This window comes from Sphingobium sp. KCTC 72723, from assembly GCF_014280435.1.
Taxonomy (GTDB): domain Bacteria; phylum Pseudomonadota; class Alphaproteobacteria; order Sphingomonadales; family Sphingomonadaceae; genus Sphingobium.
In genome coordinates, this window is record NZ_CP060388.1 from 3,205,526 (window position 1) to 3,227,567 (window position 22,042).

At 67.3% G+C, this 22,042-nt stretch carries 21 protein-coding genes and 2 riboswitches; of the genes, 5 read left to right on the top strand and 16 right to left on the bottom strand.

Annotated elements, in window-relative coordinates:
• Positions 1 to 11 precede the first annotated feature (11 nt).
• The 7 genes from bluB to cbiE are packed head-to-tail and all read right to left on the bottom strand — an operon-like array spanning position 12 to position 5,659.
• Entirely contained in the window at positions 12 to 659 is a 648-nt protein-coding gene (gene bluB, locus SPBM01_RS15685) for a 5,6-dimethylbenzimidazole synthase (RefSeq protein ID WP_188062546.1), read from the bottom strand.
• Positions 656 to 1,261 carry a cob(I)yrinic acid a,c-diamide adenosyltransferase gene (gene cobO / locus SPBM01_RS15690; protein WP_188062547.1) on the bottom strand — a complete coding sequence of 202 codons (606 nt, stop codon included), beginning with the start codon at positions 1,259 to 1,261 and terminating at the stop codon, positions 656 to 658. Before cobO ends, bluB begins: the two co-directional genes overlap by 4 nt.
• Entirely contained in the window at positions 1,251 to 2,012 is a 762-nt protein-coding gene (gene cobF, locus SPBM01_RS15695) for a precorrin-6A synthase (deacetylating) (protein WP_188062548.1), read from the bottom strand. The genes cobO and cobF overlap by 11 nt, the downstream gene beginning before the upstream one ends.
• Positions 2,009 to 3,316 (bottom strand): cobyrinate a,c-diamide synthase, encoded by a 1,308-nt coding sequence (locus SPBM01_RS15700; protein WP_188062549.1) that lies wholly within the window; start codon positions 3,314 to 3,316, stop codon positions 2,009 to 2,011. The genes cobF and SPBM01_RS15700 overlap by 4 nt, the downstream gene beginning before the upstream one ends.
• Positions 3,313 to 4,098, bottom strand: coding sequence for a precorrin-4 C(11)-methyltransferase (cobM, locus tag SPBM01_RS15705; protein ID WP_188062550.1), 786 nt, complete (start codon positions 4,096 to 4,098; stop codon positions 3,313 to 3,315). The genes SPBM01_RS15700 and cobM overlap by 4 nt, the downstream gene beginning before the upstream one ends.
• Positions 4,095 to 4,454: a cobalamin biosynthesis protein gene (locus tag SPBM01_RS15710; protein WP_188062551.1), complete on the bottom strand. Its 360-nt coding sequence runs from the start codon at positions 4,452 to 4,454 to the stop codon at positions 4,095 to 4,097. The genes cobM and SPBM01_RS15710 overlap by 4 nt, the downstream gene beginning before the upstream one ends.
• Positions 4,451 to 5,659, bottom strand: a complete 1,209-nt coding sequence (cbiE, locus tag SPBM01_RS15715; protein WP_410483004.1) for a precorrin-6y C5,15-methyltransferase (decarboxylating) subunit CbiE — start codon at positions 5,657 to 5,659, stop codon at positions 4,451 to 4,453. Before cbiE ends, SPBM01_RS15710 begins: the two co-directional genes overlap by 4 nt.
• On the opposite strand from cbiE, the gene SPBM01_RS15720 reads away from it, so the two are divergent.
• Positions 5,649 to 6,398, top strand: a complete 750-nt coding sequence (locus tag SPBM01_RS15720; protein WP_188062553.1) for a cobalt-precorrin-6A reductase — start codon at positions 5,649 to 5,651, stop codon at positions 6,396 to 6,398. The genes cbiE and SPBM01_RS15720 overlap by 11 nt on opposite strands.
• Here SPBM01_RS15720 and cobJ read toward each other — a convergent pair.
• From cobJ to SPBM01_RS15765, 9 genes are all read right to left on the bottom strand, one after another.
• Positions 6,374 to 7,126, bottom strand: a complete 753-nt coding sequence (gene cobJ / locus SPBM01_RS15725) for a precorrin-3B C(17)-methyltransferase (RefSeq protein ID WP_188062554.1) — start codon at positions 7,124 to 7,126, stop codon at positions 6,374 to 6,376. The genes SPBM01_RS15720 and cobJ overlap by 25 nt on opposite strands.
• Positions 7,123 to 7,851: a precorrin-2 C(20)-methyltransferase gene (gene cobI, locus SPBM01_RS15730; RefSeq protein WP_188062555.1), complete on the bottom strand. Its 729-nt coding sequence runs from the start codon at positions 7,849 to 7,851 to the stop codon at positions 7,123 to 7,125. Before cobI ends, cobJ begins: the two co-directional genes overlap by 4 nt.
• Positions 7,848 to 8,477, bottom strand: a complete 630-nt coding sequence (locus SPBM01_RS15735; RefSeq protein ID WP_188062556.1) for a precorrin-8X methylmutase — start codon at positions 8,475 to 8,477, stop codon at positions 7,848 to 7,850. The genes cobI and SPBM01_RS15735 overlap by 4 nt, the downstream gene beginning before the upstream one ends.
• Positions 8,478 to 9,599 carry a cobalamin biosynthesis protein CobG gene (locus tag SPBM01_RS15740; RefSeq protein ID WP_188062557.1) on the bottom strand — a complete coding sequence of 374 codons (1,122 nt, stop codon included), beginning with the start codon at positions 9,597 to 9,599 and terminating at the stop codon, positions 8,478 to 8,480.
• The gene (gene cobN, locus SPBM01_RS15745; RefSeq protein ID WP_188062558.1) at positions 9,596 to 12,796 is read right to left on the bottom strand and encodes a cobaltochelatase subunit CobN; all 3,201 of its coding nucleotides are present in this window, start codon (positions 12,794 to 12,796) and stop codon (positions 9,596 to 9,598) included. Before cobN ends, SPBM01_RS15740 begins: the two co-directional genes overlap by 4 nt.
• A 6-nt stretch (positions 12,797 to 12,802) precedes the next feature.
• Positions 12,803 to 13,840, bottom strand: coding sequence for a cobalamin biosynthesis protein CobW (gene cobW / locus SPBM01_RS15750; protein WP_188062559.1), 1,038 nt, complete (start codon positions 13,838 to 13,840; stop codon positions 12,803 to 12,805).
• Between the two features lie 182 nt (positions 13,841 to 14,022).
• Positions 14,023 to 14,244, bottom strand: a riboswitch (cobalamin riboswitch).
• A 42-nt stretch (positions 14,245 to 14,286) separates the two neighbouring features.
• Positions 14,287 to 14,958: a thiaminase II gene (tenA, locus tag SPBM01_RS15755; RefSeq protein WP_188062560.1), complete on the bottom strand. Its 672-nt coding sequence runs from the start codon at positions 14,956 to 14,958 to the stop codon at positions 14,287 to 14,289.
• A 17-nt stretch (positions 14,959 to 14,975) separates the two neighbouring features.
• Positions 14,976 to 17,117, bottom strand: a complete 2,142-nt coding sequence (locus tag SPBM01_RS15760; protein WP_188062561.1) for a TonB-dependent receptor — start codon at positions 17,115 to 17,117, stop codon at positions 14,976 to 14,978.
• A riboswitch (TPP riboswitch) is annotated at positions 17,109 to 17,237 on the bottom strand. Its footprint overlaps the gene before it by 9 nt.
• Positions 17,238 to 17,287: 50 nt before the next feature.
• A complete protein-coding gene (locus SPBM01_RS15765) occupies positions 17,288 to 17,920 on the bottom strand; it encodes a TetR/AcrR family transcriptional regulator (protein WP_188062562.1) in 633 nt (210 codons plus the stop codon).
• 236 nt (positions 17,921 to 18,156) lie between these two features.
• On the opposite strand from SPBM01_RS15765, the gene SPBM01_RS15770 reads away from it, so the two are divergent.
• Genes SPBM01_RS15770 through SPBM01_RS15785 form a run of 4 tightly spaced genes read left to right on the top strand, consistent with a single transcriptional unit; the run spans position 18,157 to position 22,041 of the window.
• On the top strand, positions 18,157 to 19,281 hold the full coding sequence (locus tag SPBM01_RS15770; RefSeq protein ID WP_188062563.1) for an acyl-CoA dehydrogenase family protein: 1,125 nt from the start codon (positions 18,157 to 18,159) through the stop codon (positions 19,279 to 19,281).
• A gap of 11 nt (positions 19,282 to 19,292) precedes the next feature.
• On the top strand, positions 19,293 to 20,477 hold the full coding sequence (locus tag SPBM01_RS15775) for an acetyl-CoA C-acyltransferase (protein WP_188062564.1): 1,185 nt from the start codon (positions 19,293 to 19,295) through the stop codon (positions 20,475 to 20,477).
• Between the two features lie 20 nt (positions 20,478 to 20,497).
• Positions 20,498 to 21,259, top strand: a complete 762-nt coding sequence (locus SPBM01_RS15780; RefSeq protein WP_188062565.1) for an SDR family NAD(P)-dependent oxidoreductase — start codon at positions 20,498 to 20,500, stop codon at positions 21,257 to 21,259.
• Entirely contained in the window at positions 21,259 to 22,041 is a 783-nt protein-coding gene (locus SPBM01_RS15785; RefSeq protein ID WP_188062566.1) for an enoyl-CoA hydratase/isomerase family protein, read from the top strand. Before SPBM01_RS15780 ends, SPBM01_RS15785 begins: the two co-directional genes overlap by 1 nt.
• Position 22,042: the final 1 nt, after the last annotated feature.

Below are 22,042 nucleotides of genomic sequence, written 5' to 3' on the forward strand. Positions count from 1 at the left end.
TTGTTTGCGGGTCATCGCACGACTCTATTGTCGCGCCAGTTCTGGCGATCCTGCCATCCGCGCCGTTCCAGTTCGGGCGTGGCGCTGTCCTGCGCGGGATAGCCAATGCACAGCAAAGCGATCAGCGACCAGCCGGACGGCACGTCCAGCATGGCGGTGACGGCCACGGGGTCGAGGATCGACACCCACCCCACGCCAATGCCCCGCACCCGCGCCGCCAGCCACAAAGTATGCACCGCCATCACCACCGAATAATGCAGCATTTCCGGCATGGTCGCGACGCCCAGCCCATGGCCCGCAACGGGTGCTTCATCGCAAAATACCGCCACGATTTCCGGCGCATGATCGATGCCGTGCAATTTGAGCGCCAGATAATCGGCATGGCGCGCCGTGCCGTCATGCCGCGCGCCTGCCAGCAATATCTGCGCATCGACATGGGCGGCCAGCGCCTGCCGCAATGCCGCGTCCTCCACCTGCACGAACCGCCATGGCTGCGCATTGCCGACCGACGGCGCGCAGGCCGCCGCATCGAACAGCGCGTCCATCTCCGCCCGTGGCACCGGATCGCCCCGGAAATGGCGCACATCGCGCCGCCAGTGCAGCAGCGCGTCGAACTGCGCGGCGAACGCCGCGTCGAACAAAGGCGGGGCGTCGCTCAAAATTCGATGCCCTTCTGCGCCTTGACCCCCTGCGACCGGAAGGGGTGTTTGACTGCCACCATGTCCGTCACCAGATCCGCCGCTTCGATCAGCGCGTCGGGCGCATTGCGGCCCGTGACGATGACATGCTTCATCGCCGCCCGCCCGGTCAGCACCGGCAGCACTTCGTCCAGCGGCAGATAGTCGTAGCGCAGCACGATGTTCAGCTCGTCCGCCACCACCATGGCATAAGACGGATCGGCGATCATCCGGCACACTTCGTCCCAGGCCGTGCGCGCAACCGCAATGTCGCGGGCGCGGTCCTGCGTGTCCCAAGTGAAGCCCTCGCCCATCGGCTTGAACTCGACATGATCGGGAAAGGCATCGAACACCGCCTTTTCGCCGGTCGCCATAGCGCCTTTCACGAACTGGACGACGCCCACCTTCATGCCATGGCCGATCGCGCGGACCACCATGCCCAATGCCGCGCTGGTCTTGCCCTTGCCAGTGCCGGTATGGACGATCAGCAGCCCTTTTTCCTGCGTCTTGCCCGCGACGATTTTTGCCTGAGCGGCCTGACGCTTGCGCATTTTTTCGGCGTGCCGGGCTTCCTCATCCAACATGAATATCCTTTCGTATCAAATAGATGTCCATGATCCAGCTATGGCGCGCACGCAGATCCGCCCGCAAAGCGGCAATGCGCGGTCCGGCGACCGCCAATGATCCCTCGACCAGCGCTTCCTGCGCCATGCCCAGATAGGCGCCCCACCAGATATGCAGGCCAGCCGGGTCAAGTCGCTCGAACGCGCACCCGCTGTCCAGCATCGCGACGACAGTATCGACACCATCGGGCCAGCCGCCCTCCCGCAACCGCCGACCCGTGGTGATCAACACCGGATCGGCCAAATTATTCAATGGGATAGTGTGCGCCGCCGTCAGCGCCTGTATGGCAGTGATGCCCGGCACGACACGCAACTCTATGTCCATGTCGCTGTCGCGCAAACGGTCGACGATGCGCAGGCTGCTGTCATACAGCGACGGGTCGCCCCACACCAAAAGCGCGCACCGTCCGCCGCCGGGCAGATGCGCGGTGATGGCCGCCGCCCACGCCCCGGCAATCGCATCATGCCAATCGCGCACCGCGCCCAGATAATCCTCGCGCCCATCGCGCACCGGCAGGTCGAACTCGACCACTCTCGTCGCGCCGGTCAACACCGCCGCGCATATCCCCCGGCGCAGGTCGATCAGGTCCGCCTTGGCGTCCCCCTTGCGCGGCAACAGGATCAGGTCGGCTGCGTTCATCGCCCTGACCGCTGCCCCGGTCAGATGATCGGGATTGCCCGTGCCGATGCCGATCAGGTCGATGGCGATCATGCGGCCGGCGCGATCATGTGAAAGAAGCTGCCCGTCACATGCCCCCGATGCGACCCGGTTTCGGCCACATCCGCGCCATCGGCGTCCGTCACATGGGCCAGTGGCGCGTCGCCCTGTTCGACGATGGTGGCATAGTGAAATTCATGGCCCCGCAGGCACGTCCCCGCCGCGATGGCCCCCAGCGGCGCGATCAGCCGCGCATGGCGATAGCCCAGATGCATCCGCCGCTGCGCATGGCTGGTGACCAGGCCAAGCAGCCCGGCCATGCGATGATGAACGCCGTCCTTTGCGATCAGCGCATCCCCCAGCACCATATAGCCGCCACATTCGCCATGCACCGGGCGCGTCTGCGCATGGGCGCGCAGCCCCGCCAGAAAGTGCCCCGCCGCCGCGATCCGCCCGGCGTGCAGTTCGGGATAGCCACCGGGCAACCACACCAGATCAGCGTCCAGCGCAGGCGCTTCGTCGGCCAGCGGCGAAAATGGCATAATCTCCGCCCCCGCCTGCCGCCAGCCGTCCAGCAGATGTGGGTAGGTGAAGGAAAATGCCGCATCCTGCGCCAGCGCGATCCGCTGCGCCGGGGGCAGGGGCAGCGCGCCACCCCCCGTCCGCGCCGCCGCCGCCGCCGCCGCCACGATCGCCGCCAGATCGACATGCGCGCGCAGGAAAGCGGCATAATCGCCAATCGCCCGGTCCAGATCGGGATGCTCGATTGCCTGCACCAGCCCCAGATGCCGCTCCGGCAGCGTCAGGTCGCCGCGCCGGGGCAACGCGCCCAGCACCTTGATCCCCACCGCCTCCATCCCCGCCCGCGCCAGCCTTTCATGACGCGGACTGGCGACCCGGTTCAGGATCACCCCCGCGAACGGAAGGTCTGGCATGAACAGGGAAAAGCCAAGCGCGGTCGCGGCGGCGGACTGCGCCTGTCCGCTGACGTCCACGACCAATATGACCGGCCAGCCCATGCGTTGCGCCATGTCCGCGCTCGCGCCATTGCCGCTGGCCCCGGCCCGCGCCACCCCGTCGAACAGGCCCATCGACCCTTCGGCCAGCGCGATGTCCGCGCCCGCCGCCTTGGCCGCGATCCCTTCGATCAGCGCAGGCGTCATTGCCCAGCTATCCAGATTGAACGACGCCCGCCCGCTGGCCGCGCGATGGAAGGCCGGGTCGATATAGTCCGGCCCGCTCTTGAACGGCTGCACCACCAGCCCGTCCTGCACCAGCGCCCGCAACAGCCCCAGCATCACCGTGGTCTTGCCGGTGCCGGAAGCGGGCGCAGCAATCATCAGGCCGGGAACGCTCATGCGTCCGTCTCCGCAAAAGGTGAAGCCGCGCTTTGCGGCCGAAACCGCCGGTCATAATCGGGCGCGTACAAGCTGCTCTCGCCAAAATCCTCGGCGCTCAACACCCGCCCGACCAAAATCAGCGCCGTGCGCTCCATGCTGCCCGCCACGGCTTCCACGATGGTGGCGAGCGTCGCCCGGACCACTCGCTCGTCGGGCCAGCTTGCCCGCCACACCACCGCGACCGGGCATTCCGCGCCATAATCCGGCGTCAGGTCGGCCACCACCCGATCAAGCTGATGGATCGACAGATGGATCGCCAGCGTCGCCCCCGTCGCGGCAAAGGCGCGCAGGCTCTCGGCCGGCGGCATCGTGCTGGCCCGACCCGGCGTGCGCGTCAGCACCACCGATTGCGTCAGTCCGGGCAGGGTCAGTTCCGCTTCCAGCGCGGCGGCGCTGGCGGCAAAGGCCGGGACGCCGGGCGTGATCGTGAACGGGATGGCCAGCGCCCGCAACCGCCGCACCTGCTCCCCCATCGCCGACCAGATCGACAGGTCGCCCGAATGGAGCCGCGCGACATCCAGCCCCGCCGCATGGGCCGCTGCCATCTCCGCAATAATCGCATCCAGCGACAGCGACGCGGTATTCACGATGCGCGCACCCGGTGGGCAATGGTCCAGCAGTGCTTCCGGCACCAGCGACCCGGCATAGAGGCACACAGGCGATGCGGCGATCAGGTCGCGCCCGCGCAATGTCAGCAGGTCCGGTGCGCCGGGACCGGCGCCAATGAAATATACGGTCATGGGGCAAATCCTTGGGCAATGGCGCAGGTCGCCATGCGATCGGGCGAAACGCGGCGGGAGTGGAGCAGGAAGGCGCGCGGCCCGGCGGCGGCTAGCGCGGCGGCTTCGGCGACGCTCCCCACGCCATAGGCGCGCAGGCTGGCGGGGGAGTGGCTGTGCGTCGTGACCGATTGCAAAGCATCGCGCGCAATGGCCAGCAATGGCACGTCCATCGCCCGCGCCAACGGTGCCAGCAACGCGACCTTATCTTCCGGCGCGGCCAGCGCATCGACCGCGACGACGCCATGCTGCGCCAACGCCGCCTCCAGCGCGGCAAGGCCCGCGCCGCCGCGAAATCCAAATCCCGCGACGATCATAGCGTGACGCTCCACTGCACGACGGGGAAGGACGCCCGCCACCCCCGACGGCTGCCCAGCGGCGCAGCCCGCGCCAGCTCGATCCGCAGCAACGTGCCGCCCCTGATCCCATGAACCCGCGCCAGCAGCGCTTCGGACTCCAAACTCACGGCATGGGCGACGACTCGCGTGCCGGGCAGTAACCGCGCGAACAAGGCTTCCAGGAAAGCATCGGACAGCCCGCCACCAATAAACACGGCATCGGGCGCGCCATCGCGGGGCAGGGCGTCCGGCGCGCGCCCGATAACAACCGCCAGCCGATCCACCCCCAGCGCCATCGCATTACGCCCGATCCGCGCCGCCCGTGTCGCATCACCCTCAAACGCAGTGGCCCGATTGGCCGGATGCGCCAGCAGCCATTCGATCCCGACCGATCCCGATCCCGCGCCAATATCCCACAGCATTTCACCCGGACGCGGGGCCAGCGCCGCCAGCGCCAGCGCACGGACTGGCGCCTTGCTGATCTGCCCGTCATGGTCGAACCACTCGTCTGCTCGCCCCGGCACGCAGGGCAGGGCATCGCCACCCCCGGCACAGGCAATCGCCACCGCGACCGGATGGGCAATGTCGCCAAAATCGAGCGTGTCGGCGGCAACAGTGCGCACCCGTTCGCGCGACCCGCCCAGCGCCTCCAGCACATGCAGCGTTGATGGTCCGAACCCGGTCCCGGTCAGATAGGCCGCCAGTTCCGCCACCGCCGCACCATCGCGGACCAGCGCAAGGACACGTCCCCCCGCCACCAGATGCGGCCGCAATCGCGTCATCGGCGCAGCGTGCAGCCCCAGACAGACCGTCCGCTCCAGCGCCCAGCCCAGCCGCGCCGCCGCCAGCGAAAAACTGGACGGCGCAGGCATGGCCCGCCATTCGCCCGGTTCTAGCTGCGCCGTCACCACCGACCCCGCCCCGAACCAGAAGGGATCGCCCGACGCCAGCATCACTACCCGCCGCCCGCGCTGCGCCATCAGCATCGCCACGCCATCGGCAAAAGGCACCGGCCAAATCATCGTCTCGCACGCCAGCGCAGGCAACAACGCCAGATGCCGCGCCGCCCCCGTCACCAGTTCCGCTTGCGCCAGCGCCTGCCGCGCCGCTAGGGACAGGCCGTCGGCTCCATCCTCACCGATGCCGATGATCGTCAGCCAGGGAGCGTCAGCCATGCCCAACATCCTGCTGCTGGGCGGCACGAGCGAGGCCAGCGCGCTCGCCCGTCTGCTGGCCGACGCGGATATGCCCACGACGCTCAGCTATGCCGGGCGCACCGACCATCCCCGCGCGCAGCCGGTGCCGGTGCGGGTCGGCGGCTTTGGCGGGGTGGAGGGGCTGGCCCGCCATCTGCGCGACCATCGCATCACCCATCTGGTCGACGCCACGCACCCCTTCGCCGCGCAGATGAGCGCCAACGCGGTGGAGGCCGCGCGCATCGCCGCCGTGCCGCTGATCGCGCTGACTCGCCCGGCATGGCGCGCGCAGCCGGGCGACCGCTGGACCCATGTGCCGGACATTGCCGGGGCCGTCGCTGCCCTGGCTGGGCCGCCACGCCGCGTCATGCTCGCGCTGGGCCGGATGCATGTCGATGCCTTTGCCGCGCAGCCCCAGCATCATTATCTGCTGCGCTTCGTCGATCCGCCCGCCACGCCGCCCGTGCTGCCCGATCACAGCCTGATCGTCGATCGTGGCCCCTTCAACGTGGAAGGCGACAGCGCCCTGATGCAGGCGCATGGCATCGAGCTTGTCCTCTGCAAAAATGCCGGCGGCACCGGCGCGCAGGCCAAGCTGCTCGCCGCCCGCGCGCTCGACCTGCCGGTCATCCTGATCGACCGCCCCGTGCTGCCACCGCGCGATGAAGTCCACAGCCCCCATGCCGTCCTGCGCTGGCTGGGTCATGCCGCCGACCGTGGCGTATAGAGGATCGGCCCCGCCGCCCGTTCGATGATCCGCGTGGCGCTCGACCCGACGATCACCATCGTGCGCATATCGGCCATCTCCGGCGTCGCCTGCGACAGCGGCACGACCTGTAGATGCTCGTCCGACGTGGACACGGCGCGCGCGAACAGCATAGGTCGCTCGTCGCCACATATGCCCCGCAACAGCCGCAGGATCGCGGCAAAGCCCTCCGCCCGCGCCTTCGACCGGGGGTTGTAGAAGGCAATGGCGAAATCCGCCTCCACCGCCAGCCGCACCCGCCGCTCGATCAAGCCCCAGGGTTTCAGATTATCCGACAGGTTGATGGCGCAGAAATCATGGCCCAGCGGCGCGCCTGCCCGCGCGCTCGCCGCCAGCATCGCGGTAATGCCCGGCAGCACGTCGATGCGCAGGTCGCGCCATGCTGGCGGCCCGCTCTCCAGCGCCTCGAACACAGCCGCCGCCATGGCGAACACCCCCGGATCACCCGACGACACCACGACCACCCGCCGCCCCGCCGCCGCCAGCGTCAGCGCATGGACCGCCCGGTCGATCTCCACCCGGTTGTCGGATGGATGCAGCGTCAGTCCCTCGCGCGGCGCAACCCGCGCGACATAGGGAATATAGCCGATCACGTCGGTCGCTTGGCGCATCGCGTCGCGCACCTGCGGCGTCACCATCGCGTCGCTGCCCGGACCCAGCCCGGCGATGGCGATCCACCCGTCCCTCATGGCCGTCGTCCCTGTCCATGGATCAGCAGGATGGAGAAGTAAGGCGTCACCGCCTCCGCCTGCGCCAGCGGCGTGACCTGTTGCCCCGGCATGGCGGCATGTTCGACCAGCCAGGCCGCATCGGTCCGCCCCGCCGCCGCGACTGCGCGGCGCAGCTTGGGCAGGTTGCGGCCGATCTTCATCACCACCAGCGCGTCGGTATCCCGGATGCGGCGCGTCAGTTCCGCCTCCGCCATCGTCGCCATCAACACGGTCAGCACATCGTCGCCCCAGCTGATTGGCGCGCCCGACGCGGTCCATGCCCCGGCCATGCCTGTGATCCCCGGCACCACGGCGACCGGCACGATGCCCGTCAGCCGACTGTGCAGGTGCATGAACGACCCATAGAAAAACGGGTCGCCCTCACACAGCACCACCACGTCCGCGCCGCCTTGTGCGATGGCCGCCAGCTTGGCGGTGCAATCGGCGTAGAAGGCGGAAAGCAGCGCATTGTAACGCGGGTCAGTCAGCGGGATTTCGGTCGTGACCGGATATTCCATCGGGATTTCGATGACATCGTGCGCCAGCATGTCCTGCACGATCCGCCGTGCCTGCCCCGGACGCCCCGCCTTGCGGAAATAGGCGACATGGCGCGCCCCGCGCACCAGAGCGTCGGCGCGCACGCTCATCAAATCGGGCGAACCGGGACCAAGCCCGACGCCATGGATGGTGCCGACCCCGCTCATTCCGCCCGGCTCGCCAGCGCATTGACCGTCGCGACCGTGATCGCGCTGCCCCCCAGCCGCCCGGCCACGATGGCGCAGGGGACGGGCTGCTCCGCCCACAGCGCATCCTTGGATTCCGCCGCGCCGACGAACCCCACCGGGCAACCGATGATCGCGGCGGGGCGCGGGCAATCGGGATCGGCCAGCATGTCGAGCAAGTGGAACAGGGCGGTCGGCGCATTGCCGATCGCCACGACAGCACCCGCCAGATGCGGTCGCCACAGCTCCAGCGCGGCAGCGGACCGGGTATTGCCCATCGCCCGCGCCATTTCCACCACCGGCGCGTTGTTCAGCGTGCAGATCACCCGATTGTCGGCGGGCAGCCGCGCGCGCGTAATCCCCTCCGACACCATGCGCGCGTCGCACAATATCGGCGCACCCGCCGCCAGCGCCGCCCGTGCGCTTGCCACGAACCCATCGGAAAAACGAATATGCCCCGCCAGATCGACCATCCCCGCCGCATGAATCATCCGCACGGCAACCTGCTCCTCGTCGGCGTCAAAGCCGGTCAGGTCCGCCTCCGCCCGGATCATGGCGAATGACTGGCGATAGATCGCCGCGCCATCTGTTTCGTAGAGATGCGGCATCTAATCGGCTCCGAAATGGGAAAGCAGTTGGGCGGGCGTCAGCCCCTTAATGGTCGGGGGATCACCCGCGCGGGCATTGAAACTCAGGTCGAAGCGACCCTCCCACCCGGTCAGCACGACATCGGCAGGCCCGGCCCGCGCGCACCCTTTTGCGCAGCCCGACACATGCAGCCGACCCCGAACATAGGGCGCAATCCGCCGCGCCAGCGCGCGCGTCTCCACGCTGGCCTGCGGGCAGGAAGGCCGCCCCGGACAGGCATCGACGCGCAACAGCGGGTCGGCAGGATCGGCGATCAATCCCTCGATCGGCGGCACAGCCAAACCCTCGACCAGCAACGACCGCCATGGCGTGACCCGCACGGCATGACCGCCATCGGCCAGCGCCGCGAGTTGCGCCGCCGCGATCCGCCCGAACGGCACGCCGACAACGAAGCCGGTCGGATGCGGCCCCGGTATCAAAGGATCGGAAGGCGCAGGCACAGCATCCCCACTGGCAAAAGCGGGCAGGGGGGCGTCATGCCGCGCCATCCGTCCCGCCGCCGCGCCGCCGCTCGCCACGAACCAGTGCGCCAGCGCCACCAGCGCATCGACTTCCGCCCCATGCGCCACTGCCATGCCCGTCGCGCGCCCGTCCGCGCGCAATATCGGCCCGCCATCGCGCGCCCGCTCGATCCTAAAATCGCCGCTTTCCTCGCCCAGCACCCGCGCCGCTCCCGCGTCGATCACGAAACCGACCTTGCCCGGCAGCACCGGCAAATCGACCAGGCGCGCCATCAGATCGCCCGCAATCCGCCAGCTATCGTCCCCCGCCTGCCATCCCGGCGCGACGATCATGCCGCGCTTCGCCTCGATCAGCGGATCGGCATCGACCAGCCCATGGTCCACCAGCACCGGCAACAATTGCGCCAGTGCCTCCAACCGCACTCCGCGCAGTTGCAGGTTGGCGCGGCTCGTCAGGTCGATCAGGCCATTGCCCTGCGCGCGCGCCACATCGGCGATCACGCGCATCTGCGCGCAGGTCAGCCGCCCCAGCGGTGGCCGCACCCGCAACAGCAATCCGTCGCCCGCCGCCATCGGCCGCCACGCATCGGGGCACCATCCCCGCACCGCAAAGCCGCTCATACGCCCAGCCCCGCGACGATGGAGTTGCGCCGGGTCTGCCATAACCCTGCGGCATGAAGCGCCGCGAACCGGCTTTCCATCGCCGCCAGCGCACCGGGATTCTCCCGCGCCAGAAACGCCTGCACATCCCCGTCGCCCAGCGTCGCATCATGATAAAGGTCGAACAGTTGCGGCGGCACTTGCCCGGTCAGATGCGCGAACGCCCCCAGATGGTCGAGCGTCGCGGCAATTTCCGCGCCGCCGCGAAAGCCATGCCGCAACATCCCCGCAATCCAGCCGGGATGCGCCGCCCGCGCCCGCACCACCCGCGCGATTTCCTCGTTCAACGTCCGGGCGCTGACTCGCGCCGGGTCGCGATTGTCGAGATGATAGAGCGCCGCCTTGCCCCCCGTCACCGCCTGCGCTGCGGCAAAGCCGCCCTCATGCGCGGCATAATCGGCCGCCAGCAACAGGTCGGTTTCGGGCAGATCCTGCGCATGGACGAATCCGTCCGCCGCCGCCACCCGCGCACGCAGCCCCTCCGCGTCCGCCACCGCCGCGCCCCGGTCCAGCGCGTGATCGGACGCCGCCAGCCATGCCTTGCCCGCCGCCCGCCGCGCCGCGTCACCATAGGTTTCGAGCGTATCGCCCATGGCCAGCCCATAACGCCCCGGCTGCGGCCCATAGACGCGCGGGGTCTCCAGCCGCCCGACAAAGGGGTTCCAATCCGTCGCTTCGTCCAGCAACGCCAGACTTCGCACCGCTTGCCCGAACAATGGCCCAAGCAACGGAAAAGCATCGCGGAACAGGCCCGAAACCCGCAACGTCACGTCCACGCGCGGCCGGTCGAGCGGCACGACCTCCACCCCGGTCACGCGCCCCGACGCATCGTCCCACACCGGCTTCACCCCGATCAGGTGCAGCGCCATGGCATAATCCTCGCCCGCCGTGCGCATCGTCGCCGAACCCCACAGGTCCACCACCATCGCGCGCGGATAATCGCCCTGATCCTGCATGTGCCGCCGCACCAGTTCGTCGGCCATCCGCACCCCCTGCGCATAAGCAGCAGCCGTTGGCACCGCGCGCGGATCGACGCTGTAGAGGTTGCGCCCGGTCGGCAGCACGTCGCTGCGCCCGCGATGCGGCGACCCCGACGGGCCGGGGACCACACGCCGCCCTGCCAGCGCCGCCCGCAACCCCGCCCGTTCCGCCGCGCCCTGTTCGCCCCGGCCAAAGACATGCAGCCCGTCGCCAAACTGGCTTTCCTTGATATCGCACAGGAAACGGTCGATCCGCGTCAGCGTCTCTGCCGCGCTCATTCCGCCATCCAGCCCCAGTTCCGCCTCCAGCCCCAGCGCGCGCGCTTCGGCAATGATCGCCGCCTGCAACCGCCCACGCCGCGCCGGGTCCAGCCCGTCGGCACCGGAAAACTCGTCCAGCAACGCCTCGATCCGCTCCAGCCCCACGCCATGGCGTGATGGCACCAGCGGCGGCGGCGCATGGCCGATCGTCACCGCGCCGATCCGCCTTTTGGCCTGCGCCGCTTCGCCCGGATCATTGACGATGAAGGGATAGATGACCGGCATCGCCCCTGTCAGCGCTTGCGGCCAGCAATCGTCCGACAGGCCAACCGCTTTCCCCGGCAACCATTCCAGCGTGCCATGCGCGCCCATATGGACAATTGCGTCGGTCCCCTGCGCGCGCAACCACAGATAGAAAGCGACATAGGCGTGGCGCGGGCAACGCGACAGGTCGTGATACTCGCCATCGCGCGCCGCCGCCGCACCCCGTTCGGGCTGAAGCGCAACGATCGTCCGCCCCACGCGCAAAGCGGCAAAACGAAACGCTCCATCGTCCACCGCCGGGTCATCCTCCGGCGCCCCCCACGCAGCGCTCAGCGCCCCCCGCAACGCTTCGGGCAAAGCCGCAAGCGCCACGCGATAATCCGCCAGCGGCCACGCCATCCGCTCGACCGCCAGTGCGCCGGACAGGTCGGGACAGGCCGCCCCCATATCCGCCAGCACCGCCTGCGCCGACGCCAGCGCATCCAGCCCGACCGCATGGGCCATCTGATGCGCCTTGCCCGGATAGGTGGACAATATCAGCGCCAGCCCCCGTTCCTGCGCCGCCTCTCTCAGCTTCACCCAGCCCGCCACCCGATCCGCCATTGCCGCGATCCGCGCCGGGTCGGCCCGATGCACCGCGCGGGCATGTTGCACATCGGGGTCGCGCGCATCGGCATCCTTGAAACTCGCCACGCCCAGAAAGACCCGCCCGTCCACTTCGGGCAACACGACATGCATCGCCAGATCCGCAGGGGAAAGGCCACGCATCCCCGCCTGCCATCCCGCCCGGTCGCCGGTGGACAGCGCCACCTGAAACACCGGCACGTCCACGCCGTCGAACGGCGTGCAGCCATCCTCATCCCGCGCCGAAAAGGCCGTCGCGTTGATAATCGCCCCCGGACCCAGCGCCCGCGCCCAGCGCGCCATCCAGCCGCGCACCTCCACTGCCTTGAGCGAAGGCGCGAACAAGGCGATCACATCGAACCCCCGCGCCTCCAGCGCCGCTTGCAGCGCAACGAACGGGTCCAGATCATCCGCCATCAGGTAGGAACGATAGAATATCAGCAGGATAGGCGGCTTGTTTGAGAGCAAGGCGAAGGCAGCCGGACAGCTTACGCCATCCCCCGTCCGCCACGCCCCGACCGTGCCAACGGAAGGAGCCGCCGCATCGCCACCGCCCCCAGCCAGTTCAAGCAACACCGCCCGCGCCGCATCTGCTCCGCCATCGTCGCACAGCCGCGCCAGCCGCCGCAATTGCGCCACAGGCAGCGTCGATGCCGCATCCAGCCGCGCGTCCACGCGCCCGTCGCCCGGCAGCACCGCCAGCTTTATGCCGCGCGCCCGCGCCAGTGCCTCCACCTGTTGCAGGCCATAGGACCAGTAACTCGCCCCGCCGATCAGCCTGATCAGGATCGCCTTCGCCCCCGCCAACGTCTGCTCGACATAGGTGTCGACCGACAGCGGATGCGCCAGCGTCGCCAGATTGGCGATGCGCAGGCTCGGCAATCCCGCACTCGTCCGCCACCCCGCCGCAAAGGCGCTGAGGTCACTGTCGGAAAAGGACAGGATCACGATATCCGCAGGCGTCTGCCGCAGATCCCGTGGGCTGGCCATGTCCTCCATGCCCGGCGTTTCGCGAAAGATGACGTGCATCGCGGCTCAGCCCAGCAGCACCGCCCGGATCGCCTGCGGGTCGATATGATCATGTTCGGCAATCACCACCAGAGCGCCTACGTGCGCCTCGCCCGGTTGCCACAGCCGGTCATATTGACACCGCACCCGCGCGCCGACCGCCTGCACCAGCAACCGCATCGGCTTGCCCGTAACCGCGGCATAGCCTTTCACCCGCAGGATATTCTGCTCACGCGCCAGCTTTTCGATCCGCGCGGTCAGGTCGGCGGGGTCGGCAATCTCGTCCAGCGTTACGACGATGCTGTCGAAATCCTCATGCTCATGATCGTCCGCGCCATCATGATGCGACGGGCGGGCCGCAATGTCATCCTCTGCCGCAGCATTCAGGCCCAGGATCAGCCGGGGGTCGACCACGCCTTCGACCAGTTCGATCATCGGCATCGGGCGCTGCGCCTCCGCCGCGATCACCGCGCGCGCGGCCTTGACCCCTTCCGGTCCAGCCAGATCGCATTTGGTCAGCAACACCATGTCAGCGCAGGCCAATTGATCCTCGAACAATTCGCTCAACGGCGTTTCATGGTCGATGCCCGGATCGGCGGCGCGCTGCGCGTCGATTGCCGCGACATTGGGCGCAAACCGCCCCGCCGCCACCGCTTCGGCATCGGCCAGCGCCAGCACGCCATCGACCGTCACCTGACTGCGGATCGCGGGCCAATCAAACGCCTTGAGCAACGGCTTGGGCAGCGCCAATCCCGATGTTTCGATGACGATATGGTCGGGGCGCGGCTCCAGCGCCAGCAGCCGTTCGATCGTGGGGATGAAATCATCCGCCACGGTGCAGCAGATGCAGCCATTGGCCAGTTCGACGATATTTTCCGCCGGGCAATCGGGAATGGCGCAGCCCTGGAGGATGTCGCCATCGACGCCCAGCGTGCCGAATTCATTGACGACCACGGCCAGCCGCCGCCCGCTCGTATTGCGGATCAGATGGCTGATCAACGTGGTCTTGCCCGCGCCCAGAAAGCCTGTGACGATGGTGACGGGAACCTTGGAAAGATCCGACATAATTTTCTCCGCGCGCCGCGACGACGAACGGCCGGGCGTGCCGGCCCATAAGGCCGGTCGGCGCGCGACGACGGGCGGGCGCAAAAATACACCCGGCATCCCGCACCGATGCGGCCCCGGCCGCATGGTTTCGTCGCTCAGACGGAGAGTTACCGTGCCAAGACCATCCCCTGGACCTTAGCAAGAGCGACCAGTGCGCCGGCAGGTCTCCTGGCTCGCGGGTCACAGCTTGATGCACGCCTTCCCGGTTTGACCCAGTGGCTGCTCCCTTGTTTCAAAGGAGCGATGTGCATCGCGCTATCCGCTTACAGTTGCAGGGACAGCCGTGGATTTGGACGCCAAAACGCCCGCACCACATTCCCGATTAAGCCTCATGACAAGGCACCGGCGCGATCATGTCGGACCCCGGCCTGAACCGGCGTCCGTGCGCATCCCTAGATCAGATTTTACGCAAAGCCAATGGGCCAGCTTTCGCGCGCATAGGCCGAATCCCAGAACATCCATTCAAACCGGGTCGCCATGCGGAACGCCTGTGCCATGGCAGCGCGGGTCGCGGGCGTCGCGGCATCGGCGGCGGCGTCCACCAGCGCACGGACGCGATCCGTCGCCGCGCCAAATTCCGGCGCGGCATAGGTGTCGATCCACGGCGCATAGGGGTTGGGGCTGGCCGCCAGCGGCTTGATCGCGCAGCCCACTTCCCAATAAACCCAGAAACACGGCAGGATAGCCGCGATCAATTCCTCATAGCTGCGCGTGGCCGCCAGGCTAGCAAGATAGCTGGTATAGCCAAGGCAGGCGGGCGTCGGTTCGGCTGCTGCTGCCATCTCCGCGTTGACGCCGAACTGCGCGAAAAATGCCTGATGCAGCCCTTCTTCCACGATGACAGCAACCTTGGCCCCGTCGGAAAATTCCAGCCGCCCCGCCGCCGTGGGCGCCCGCGCCGCCGCAATCGCCAGCACCCGCGCATATTCGGCCAGATACAGGCTGTCCTGCACGATATAATGCTGGAAACTTGGCCTCGGCAATGTCCCGCGCGCCAATTCGTCCAGAAAAGGATGCCCCAAAATCGCCTGCCGCAACGGCGCGACCTCCGCCCAGATATCGTCGCAAAAGCCCATCGTCTGTTCCCTTGCTTTTAGAAGCGCACCCGCGCACTCGCGCCATATTGGCGGCCACTGTTGATGGTGAAACTGTCGAACGGCCCGTTGGGACCAAGGCCCAGCAACAGCGGCAATTGCTGCTGCCCGAACGCCGAAATCGCCCAGCGTTTGTCGAGCAGATTCTTCGCCCAGATGTCGAACGTCCACGCCCCGTGGCTCATGCCCGCGCGCCCGTCCACCGACGCATAGCCGGGCGAATGGAGGATATTGTCGATCTCGAAATCCACCCGCGACACATATGCGACGCTCAACCGCGCATCCACCATCGCCGGTCCCGCTGCGCCCTGCCAGCCGATGCCGCCATTGACGGTCCAGTCGGGCGCATTGGGCGTGCGCTGTCCGCTCATGTCCAGCACCGCCGGTTCGCCCGGCTCCGGCGTCGGATTGGGGGTCAGGTATCGCCCCGTCCGGCTATGCGTCCACGCCAGCCCGCCATCGACGCTGAACCCCGCGCCCAATGCCGCCTGCGCCGAAGCCTCGATGCCATGGACATCGACCTGCGGCACCGACAGCACTACCGAATTGCCCAGAAACACCGTGTTCTGGAAATTCTGATAATCGGTCACGAAACCCGCGATCGACAGCCGCACCCGGCCATCGGCGCTCTGTCCCTTCACGCCTGCTTCGACCGATCGGGTCGTTTCAGCCGGGAACACTGCCTGCCAAACGTCCGCCGCGCCGGGCAGGGGGTTGAACCCGCCCGCCTTGAACCCGATTGCGCCGGTGACATAGGCTGTGATCCTGTCGGAAGGACGCCATGCAAGCGACAGTTTCGGCTGCCATTTCTCGAACGTCCGCGCCCGCTGCGCTACGATCGTGCTGCTGGCGGCGCCGACCGTATCCTCGCGCCGCCGGTCGCTGTCATAGCGCAGCGCGCCGGTCACCTCGACCTGCGGCGCAATGTCATAGCTCGCCTGCGCAAACACGCCGATCTGGCTCGACCGGGTTTCCGCGCGCAACGCTTCGCCGCCGAACAGCAAAGGCCCGAAATCGTCGGTCCGGTCGCGTTCCAGCCGCTGGAAAAACAGCCCGACATGCCAGCGCAGCGGCCCTTCACCACGCGATGTCAGCCGCGCTTCGCTCGTCCACGCCTTTATATCAACGGGTTGGGCGATAGGCTGAATACCATTCGGGAACAACGCCACACCGAACAACGTCACGGGCGTGTCGTTGCGGAAATCCAGTTCCTCGACGAAATCCTTGTGATAATCGTCATAGCCGCCAGTCCATGTGAGCATCAGGGCATCGCCCATTTCCTGCTCCCATGTCGCCTGCGCGCCCCACCAGGTCCGCGACGCGCGCCCCTCGAAATCGCCGAACGGGTTGGTCAGTGCCTTGCCCGACAGCTTGCCGCCATAAAGGCCCGTGACATTGCCCGACGAGATATAGGCCGCGCCGCCTTCCTCATTGGCCCAGCCCAGCCGGAATTTCAGCGTCGATCCTTCGGCCAGCGCCACCTTCGCCTTCAACCGCAGGTTGCGGCTGATGCTGCCATCGACCTTCTTGTCCAGAAACGTGTTGCGAATGAAGCCGTCGCTGTTGCGATAGGAGCCTGCCAGCCGCAACTGGACCTGATCGGACACCGGCGCATTGACCACGCCATCGGCGGTCCATGTCAGCCCGTTGCCGATCCCCACCGCCGCTTCGCCGCCCCAGTCCGGCCCCGGATCATTGGTCGCCATGGCAATTGCCCCGCCCGACGCCGAACGGCCGAACAGCGCGCCCTGCGGTCCCTTCAAAATCTCCACCCGCGCCACATCATAGGGGCGCAGCGTGAACAGCTCGGAATCCGCCAGCGCCAGCCCGTCGACGATGTAAGCGATCGAAGGCGACTGGTTGCGATTGGTCGAAACGCCGCGCACCGAAATCAGGTTGGTGCCGGGATCCTGATCGTTGATGATGAAGATGCCCGGCGTCGCGGCAATGAAATCGTCGATCGTGGTCAGCCGTCGCGCGGCGATGGCGGCGGGACCATAGACGGCGATCGTGTCCGGCACGCGAATTTCCGCTTCCGCGCGCCCCCGTGCGGTCACGATGATGGGGTCCGCCTCTGCGGCGACGGCCACGGTGGAAAATGCAAACAAGCAGGCAGGCGCAATGATGGCGTAACGACGCATGGTCCCTATTCCTCCGCCGGTGTGAGCCGGATCAGGTTCGCGGGTTTGCGCAGTGAAGCGCCCCTTGCGCCCGCTCCGCCTCTCAGCCCCGGCAGCGCCGGGACACCCCGTGGGTGAAAACTGGCGCTGCGCCTATGGCGTCGGGGGCTTCACGTCAATGCTTGCGTCATTCAGCGCGGGGCCATGCCGCCGATCAATATCGCCACAAGCGCATCGGCCACCTGCGCCGGGGTCATCGGCCCGTCGGGATCATGCCAGCGCGCGGGCCAGTTCAGCGCCCCCGCCAGCGCAAATGACGCAAAGCGCACATCGACCGGGGCGATCGAGCCATCATCCACCCCATCCTGAATCATCGCCCGGACGGCGAGATCAATCTCCCGCTTGCGCGCGCGAAAGCGGATGGCGCTGTCCATCGACAGCACTTCTTCATTGGTGCGAATGACGCAGCGGCCAAAATCGTCCATGTTGATCTGCGCATAGCGGCACAGGAAATAGCGCAGCCGGTCCAGCCCATCCCCCGGCTGCGCCCGCGCGCCATCCGCCGCCTCGCCCAGCATTTCCAGCCCGCGATTGACACATTCGACGAGCACCTGCTCCTTGTTGCCCAGATAATGATAGATGGTCGGCTTGCTCACGCCCAGGCTGGCGGCAACATCGTCCAGCGACGACGCATGATAGCCGCGCGCATTGAACATCCGCACCGCCGCCCGCAACACGGCCTCGCGCTTCTCCTCCCGATCGCGCGCCCGGTCCTCGCGCGATCGGAAGGGGGAGGGGGTGTCGGTTGCGGGGTGGGCGGGCATAAAATCCTTACGTCTGGTCGGCGTCTTTCCCACATCCTCCCCTGCAAGGGGAGGGGGACCGCGCCTGAAAGGCGTGGTGGAGGGGTGTCGCCCTCTCGATAGCTTGACACCCCTCCGTCAGGGCTGCGCCCTGCCACCTCCCCCACCGGGGGAGGATGTGGAGTAGCAGTTAGTCTTGACAAGAAACCCGGCGATAATCAATATACCCGTGAGTAAACAAAAGACGGATGCGTTTCATGCTGACCGAAATCCAGACGGCCATCCGCGACACCGTGCGCGATTTCGCGCAGGACGCCATTCGCCCGCACAGCGTCCGCTTCGAATCCGAAGGCGGCTACCCGCCCGAATTATTCCAGCAGATGGCGGGCCTTGGCCTGTGGGGCATGACCGCGCCGGAACGCTTTGGCGGGGCGGAAGCCGACGCTGTGTCCTATGCGCTGGCGCTGATCGAACTGGCGGCGGCGGACGGCGCGCTCTCCACCATCGTGTCGATCCAGAACAGCATCCTCGTCTCCGGCCTGCTCAAGGATGGCAGCGACGCGCAACAGGCACGCTTCCTCCCCGACCTGATCGGTGGCCGCACCATCGGTGCCTTCGCCCTGACCGAAGCCGATGCGGGGTCGGACGCTTCGGCCGTCCGCACCCGCGCGGTCAAGGTCGATGGCGGATGGCGCATCACCGGGGCCAAGCAATTCATCACGTCGGGCAAGATCGCCGGCGTCGTCATGATCGTCGCCGTGACGGACCCGGAAGCGGGCAAGAAAGGCCTGTCGGTCTTCATCGTCCCCACCGACCGTCCGGGGTTCATCGTGGACAAGATCGAACATAAATTGGGGCAGGGCGCGTCGGATACCTGCGCGCTGCGCTTCGATGATATGTTCGTCGAGGACGACCTGCTGATCGGCCAGCCGGGGCAGGGCTACCGCATCGCGCTCGCCAATCTGGAAACCGGCCGCATCGGCATCGCCGCGCAATGCGTCGGCATGGCGCAGGCCGCGCTCGACATCGCCATTGCCTATGCCAGGGACCGCAAGAGCTTCGGCAAGCCGATCATCGAGCATCAGGCAGTGGGCTTCCGCCTCGCCGACCTCGCCACCCGTCTGGAAGCGGCGCGCCAGCTGGTGCTGAACGCCGCGCGGGTCAAGGATGCGGGCCAGCCCTGCCTGACCGAAGCGTCCATGGCCAAGCTGTTCGCGTCCGAAGCCGCCGAACAGATCGTGTCGGGCGCGCTCCAGACACTGGGCGGCTATGGCTATCTGGAAGAATATGGCGTCGCCAAAATCTACCGCGATGTGCGCGTGTGCCAGATTTACGAAGGCACGTCGGACATCCAGCGCATGGTCATCGCGCGCAGTCTTTGAAAGGAATCACTATGCAAGACGATCCGGTCATCATCGCCAGCTATGCCCGCACCCCCATGGGCGGTTTTCAGGGCGCACTCTCCGCGCTCAAGGCGACGGAGTTGGGCGCAGCAGCGGTCAAGGCCGCCGTCGAACGGGCAGGCGTCTCGCCTGACGCCATCGACCGCATCTATATGGGCTGCGTCCTGCCCGCTGGCCTGGGACAGGCACCTGCGCGCCAGGCGGCGCTGGGCGCGGGCCTCGGCCTCAACACCGAAGCCACCACCGTCAACAAAATGTGCGGATCGGGGATGCAGGCCGCGATCATGGCGCATGAAGCGCTGGCCTCCGGCGCAGTCGATATCGTCATTGCAGGCGGCATGGAAAGCATGACCAACGCCCCCTACGCCCTGCCCAAGCATCGTAGCGGCGCGCGCATCGGCCATGACCGTATCATCGACACGATGATGATGGACGGGCTGGAGGACGCCTATGAACCGGGCAAGGCGATGGGCGTGTTCGCCGAAGAAGCCGTGCGCGATTATCAGTTCACCCGGCAGGATCAGGATGATTACGCCATCCGCTCGCTCGACCGCGCCAATGCCGCGATCGCCAGCGGCGCTTTCGTCCGCGAAATCACCCCCGTCACGGTCAAGGGCCGGGGCGGCGACACGGTGATCGACACCGATGAACAACCGGGCAAGGCACGGCCGGACAAGATTCCCGGCCTTAAGCCCGCCTTCGTCAAGGACGGCACGATCACGGCGGCCAACGCCTCCTCCATTTCCGACGGTGCCGCCGCATTGGTGATGACGCGGCAAAGCGTCGCGGAACGTCAGGGCATGAAGATCGTCGCCCGCGTGGTCGCGACATCGGGCCACGCCCACGAACCTTCCAAATTCACCACCGCCCCGGTCCCGGCGATGCGAAAACTGCTGGAAAAGGCAGGCTGGTCGGTCGATGACGTTGATCTATTCGAAGTCAACGAAGCCTTTGCCGTCGTCGCGATGATCGCGGCAAAGGAGCTGGGCATCCCGGCGGACAGGCTCAACGTCAATGGCGGTGCCACGGCATTGGGTCACCCGATTGGTGCGTCCGGCGCACGAATTGTCGCGACACTTATCGGCGCGCTGGAAACGCGCGGGCTGAAACGCGGCGTGGCCAGCCTGTGCATCGGCGGCGGCGAAGCGACGGCGATGGCGATAGAACTGGTCTGAACGAATAGGAAATATAGTCCATGAATATCAATGGTTTATCAGCCATCGTTACCGGCGGTGCTTCGGGCCTTGGCAAGGCGACGGCCGCCATGTTGGCGGCGCAGGGCGCCAAAGTCACCATCTTCGATTTGAATGAAGAAGCGGGGCAGGCGGCTGCAAAAGCGCTCGGCATTGTCCATGTCGCTGTCAATGTTGCGGACGATGCCAGCGTAACCGCCGGTCTGGACGCTGCGGAATCCGCCCATGGCGTCGCCCGCATCCTCGTCAACTGCGCGGGCATCGCGCCAGCGGTCAAGACCGTGGGCAAGGAAAACGCCCCCCATCCGCTCGACACCTTCGCCAAGACGGTCACGGTCAACCTGATCGGCACTTTCAACGTCATTTCCAAATTCGCCGCCCGCCTCGCTGGCGCGGAAGAGATTGAGGGCGAACGCGGCGTCATCGTCAACACCGCCTCGGTCGCGGCCTATGATGGCCAGATCGGGCAGGCTGCCTATGCCGCGTCGAAGGGCGGCGTCGTCGGCATGACCCTGCCGATCGCGCGCGACCTGGCCCAACACAAGATCCGCGTCATGACGATCGCGCCGGGCATCTTCCTGACCCCCATGCTCGAAGCCTTCCCCCAGCATGTGCAGGATGCCCTGGGCGCGATGGTCCCGCACCCCAGCCGCCTCGGCAAGCCTGCCGAATATGCGCAACTGGTCGAATCCATCGTCCGCAATCCCATGCTGAATGGCAACGTCATCCGCCTCGACGGCGCGATCCGCATGGCCCCGCGCTGATGGACGGCATCGGCCTTGCCGTTGCGGACGGGATCGCCACGATCACGCTCGACCGGGCGGAGGCTGGCAATGCCATCACGCTGCCGCTCGCCCGGTCGCTGCTCGCCGCCGCGATCCGCTGCCAGACGGACGATGCCATTCGCTGCATCGTCCTGACCGGCAATGGCCGCCTGTTCTGCGCGGGCGGCGACGTGCAATTGCTCGCCGGGGCTGGCGACAATCGCGCGCAGGTTTTGAGCGAACTCATCGCCACCTTCCACGCCGCCGTTCAGCGCCTCGCCCGCGCGCCCAAGCCGTTGGTCACGCTGGTCAACGGTCCCGCCGCTGGCGCGGGGTTCAGCCTCGCCATATTGGGTGACGTAGTGATCGGCGCACGATCGGCCCATTTCACGGCAGCTTATGGCGCGATCGGCCTCACCCCGGACGGTGGCCTCAGCTGGCTGCTCCCGCGCCTCGTCGGCCTGCGCCGGGCGCAGGACATCATCCTGACCAACCGCCGGATCAAGGCGGACGAAGCGGAAGCGATCGGCCTCGTCACCCGCATCGTCGATGACGAAGCGCTGGCCGCAGAAGGCATGAAAGTCGCCACGGCCCTCGCCAACGCGCCCGTCGCCGCGCTGGCGGCATCGCGCGCGCTGCTGGCCGACAGTTTCGAAACCGGCTTCGAAGCGCAACTGGACCGTGAATTGCGGTCCATGGCGATCGCCGGTTCGGGCCGCGAAAGTGAAGAAGGGCTAAGCGCACTCATCGCCAGACGCCCGGCCAATTTCAGAGGAGCATGAC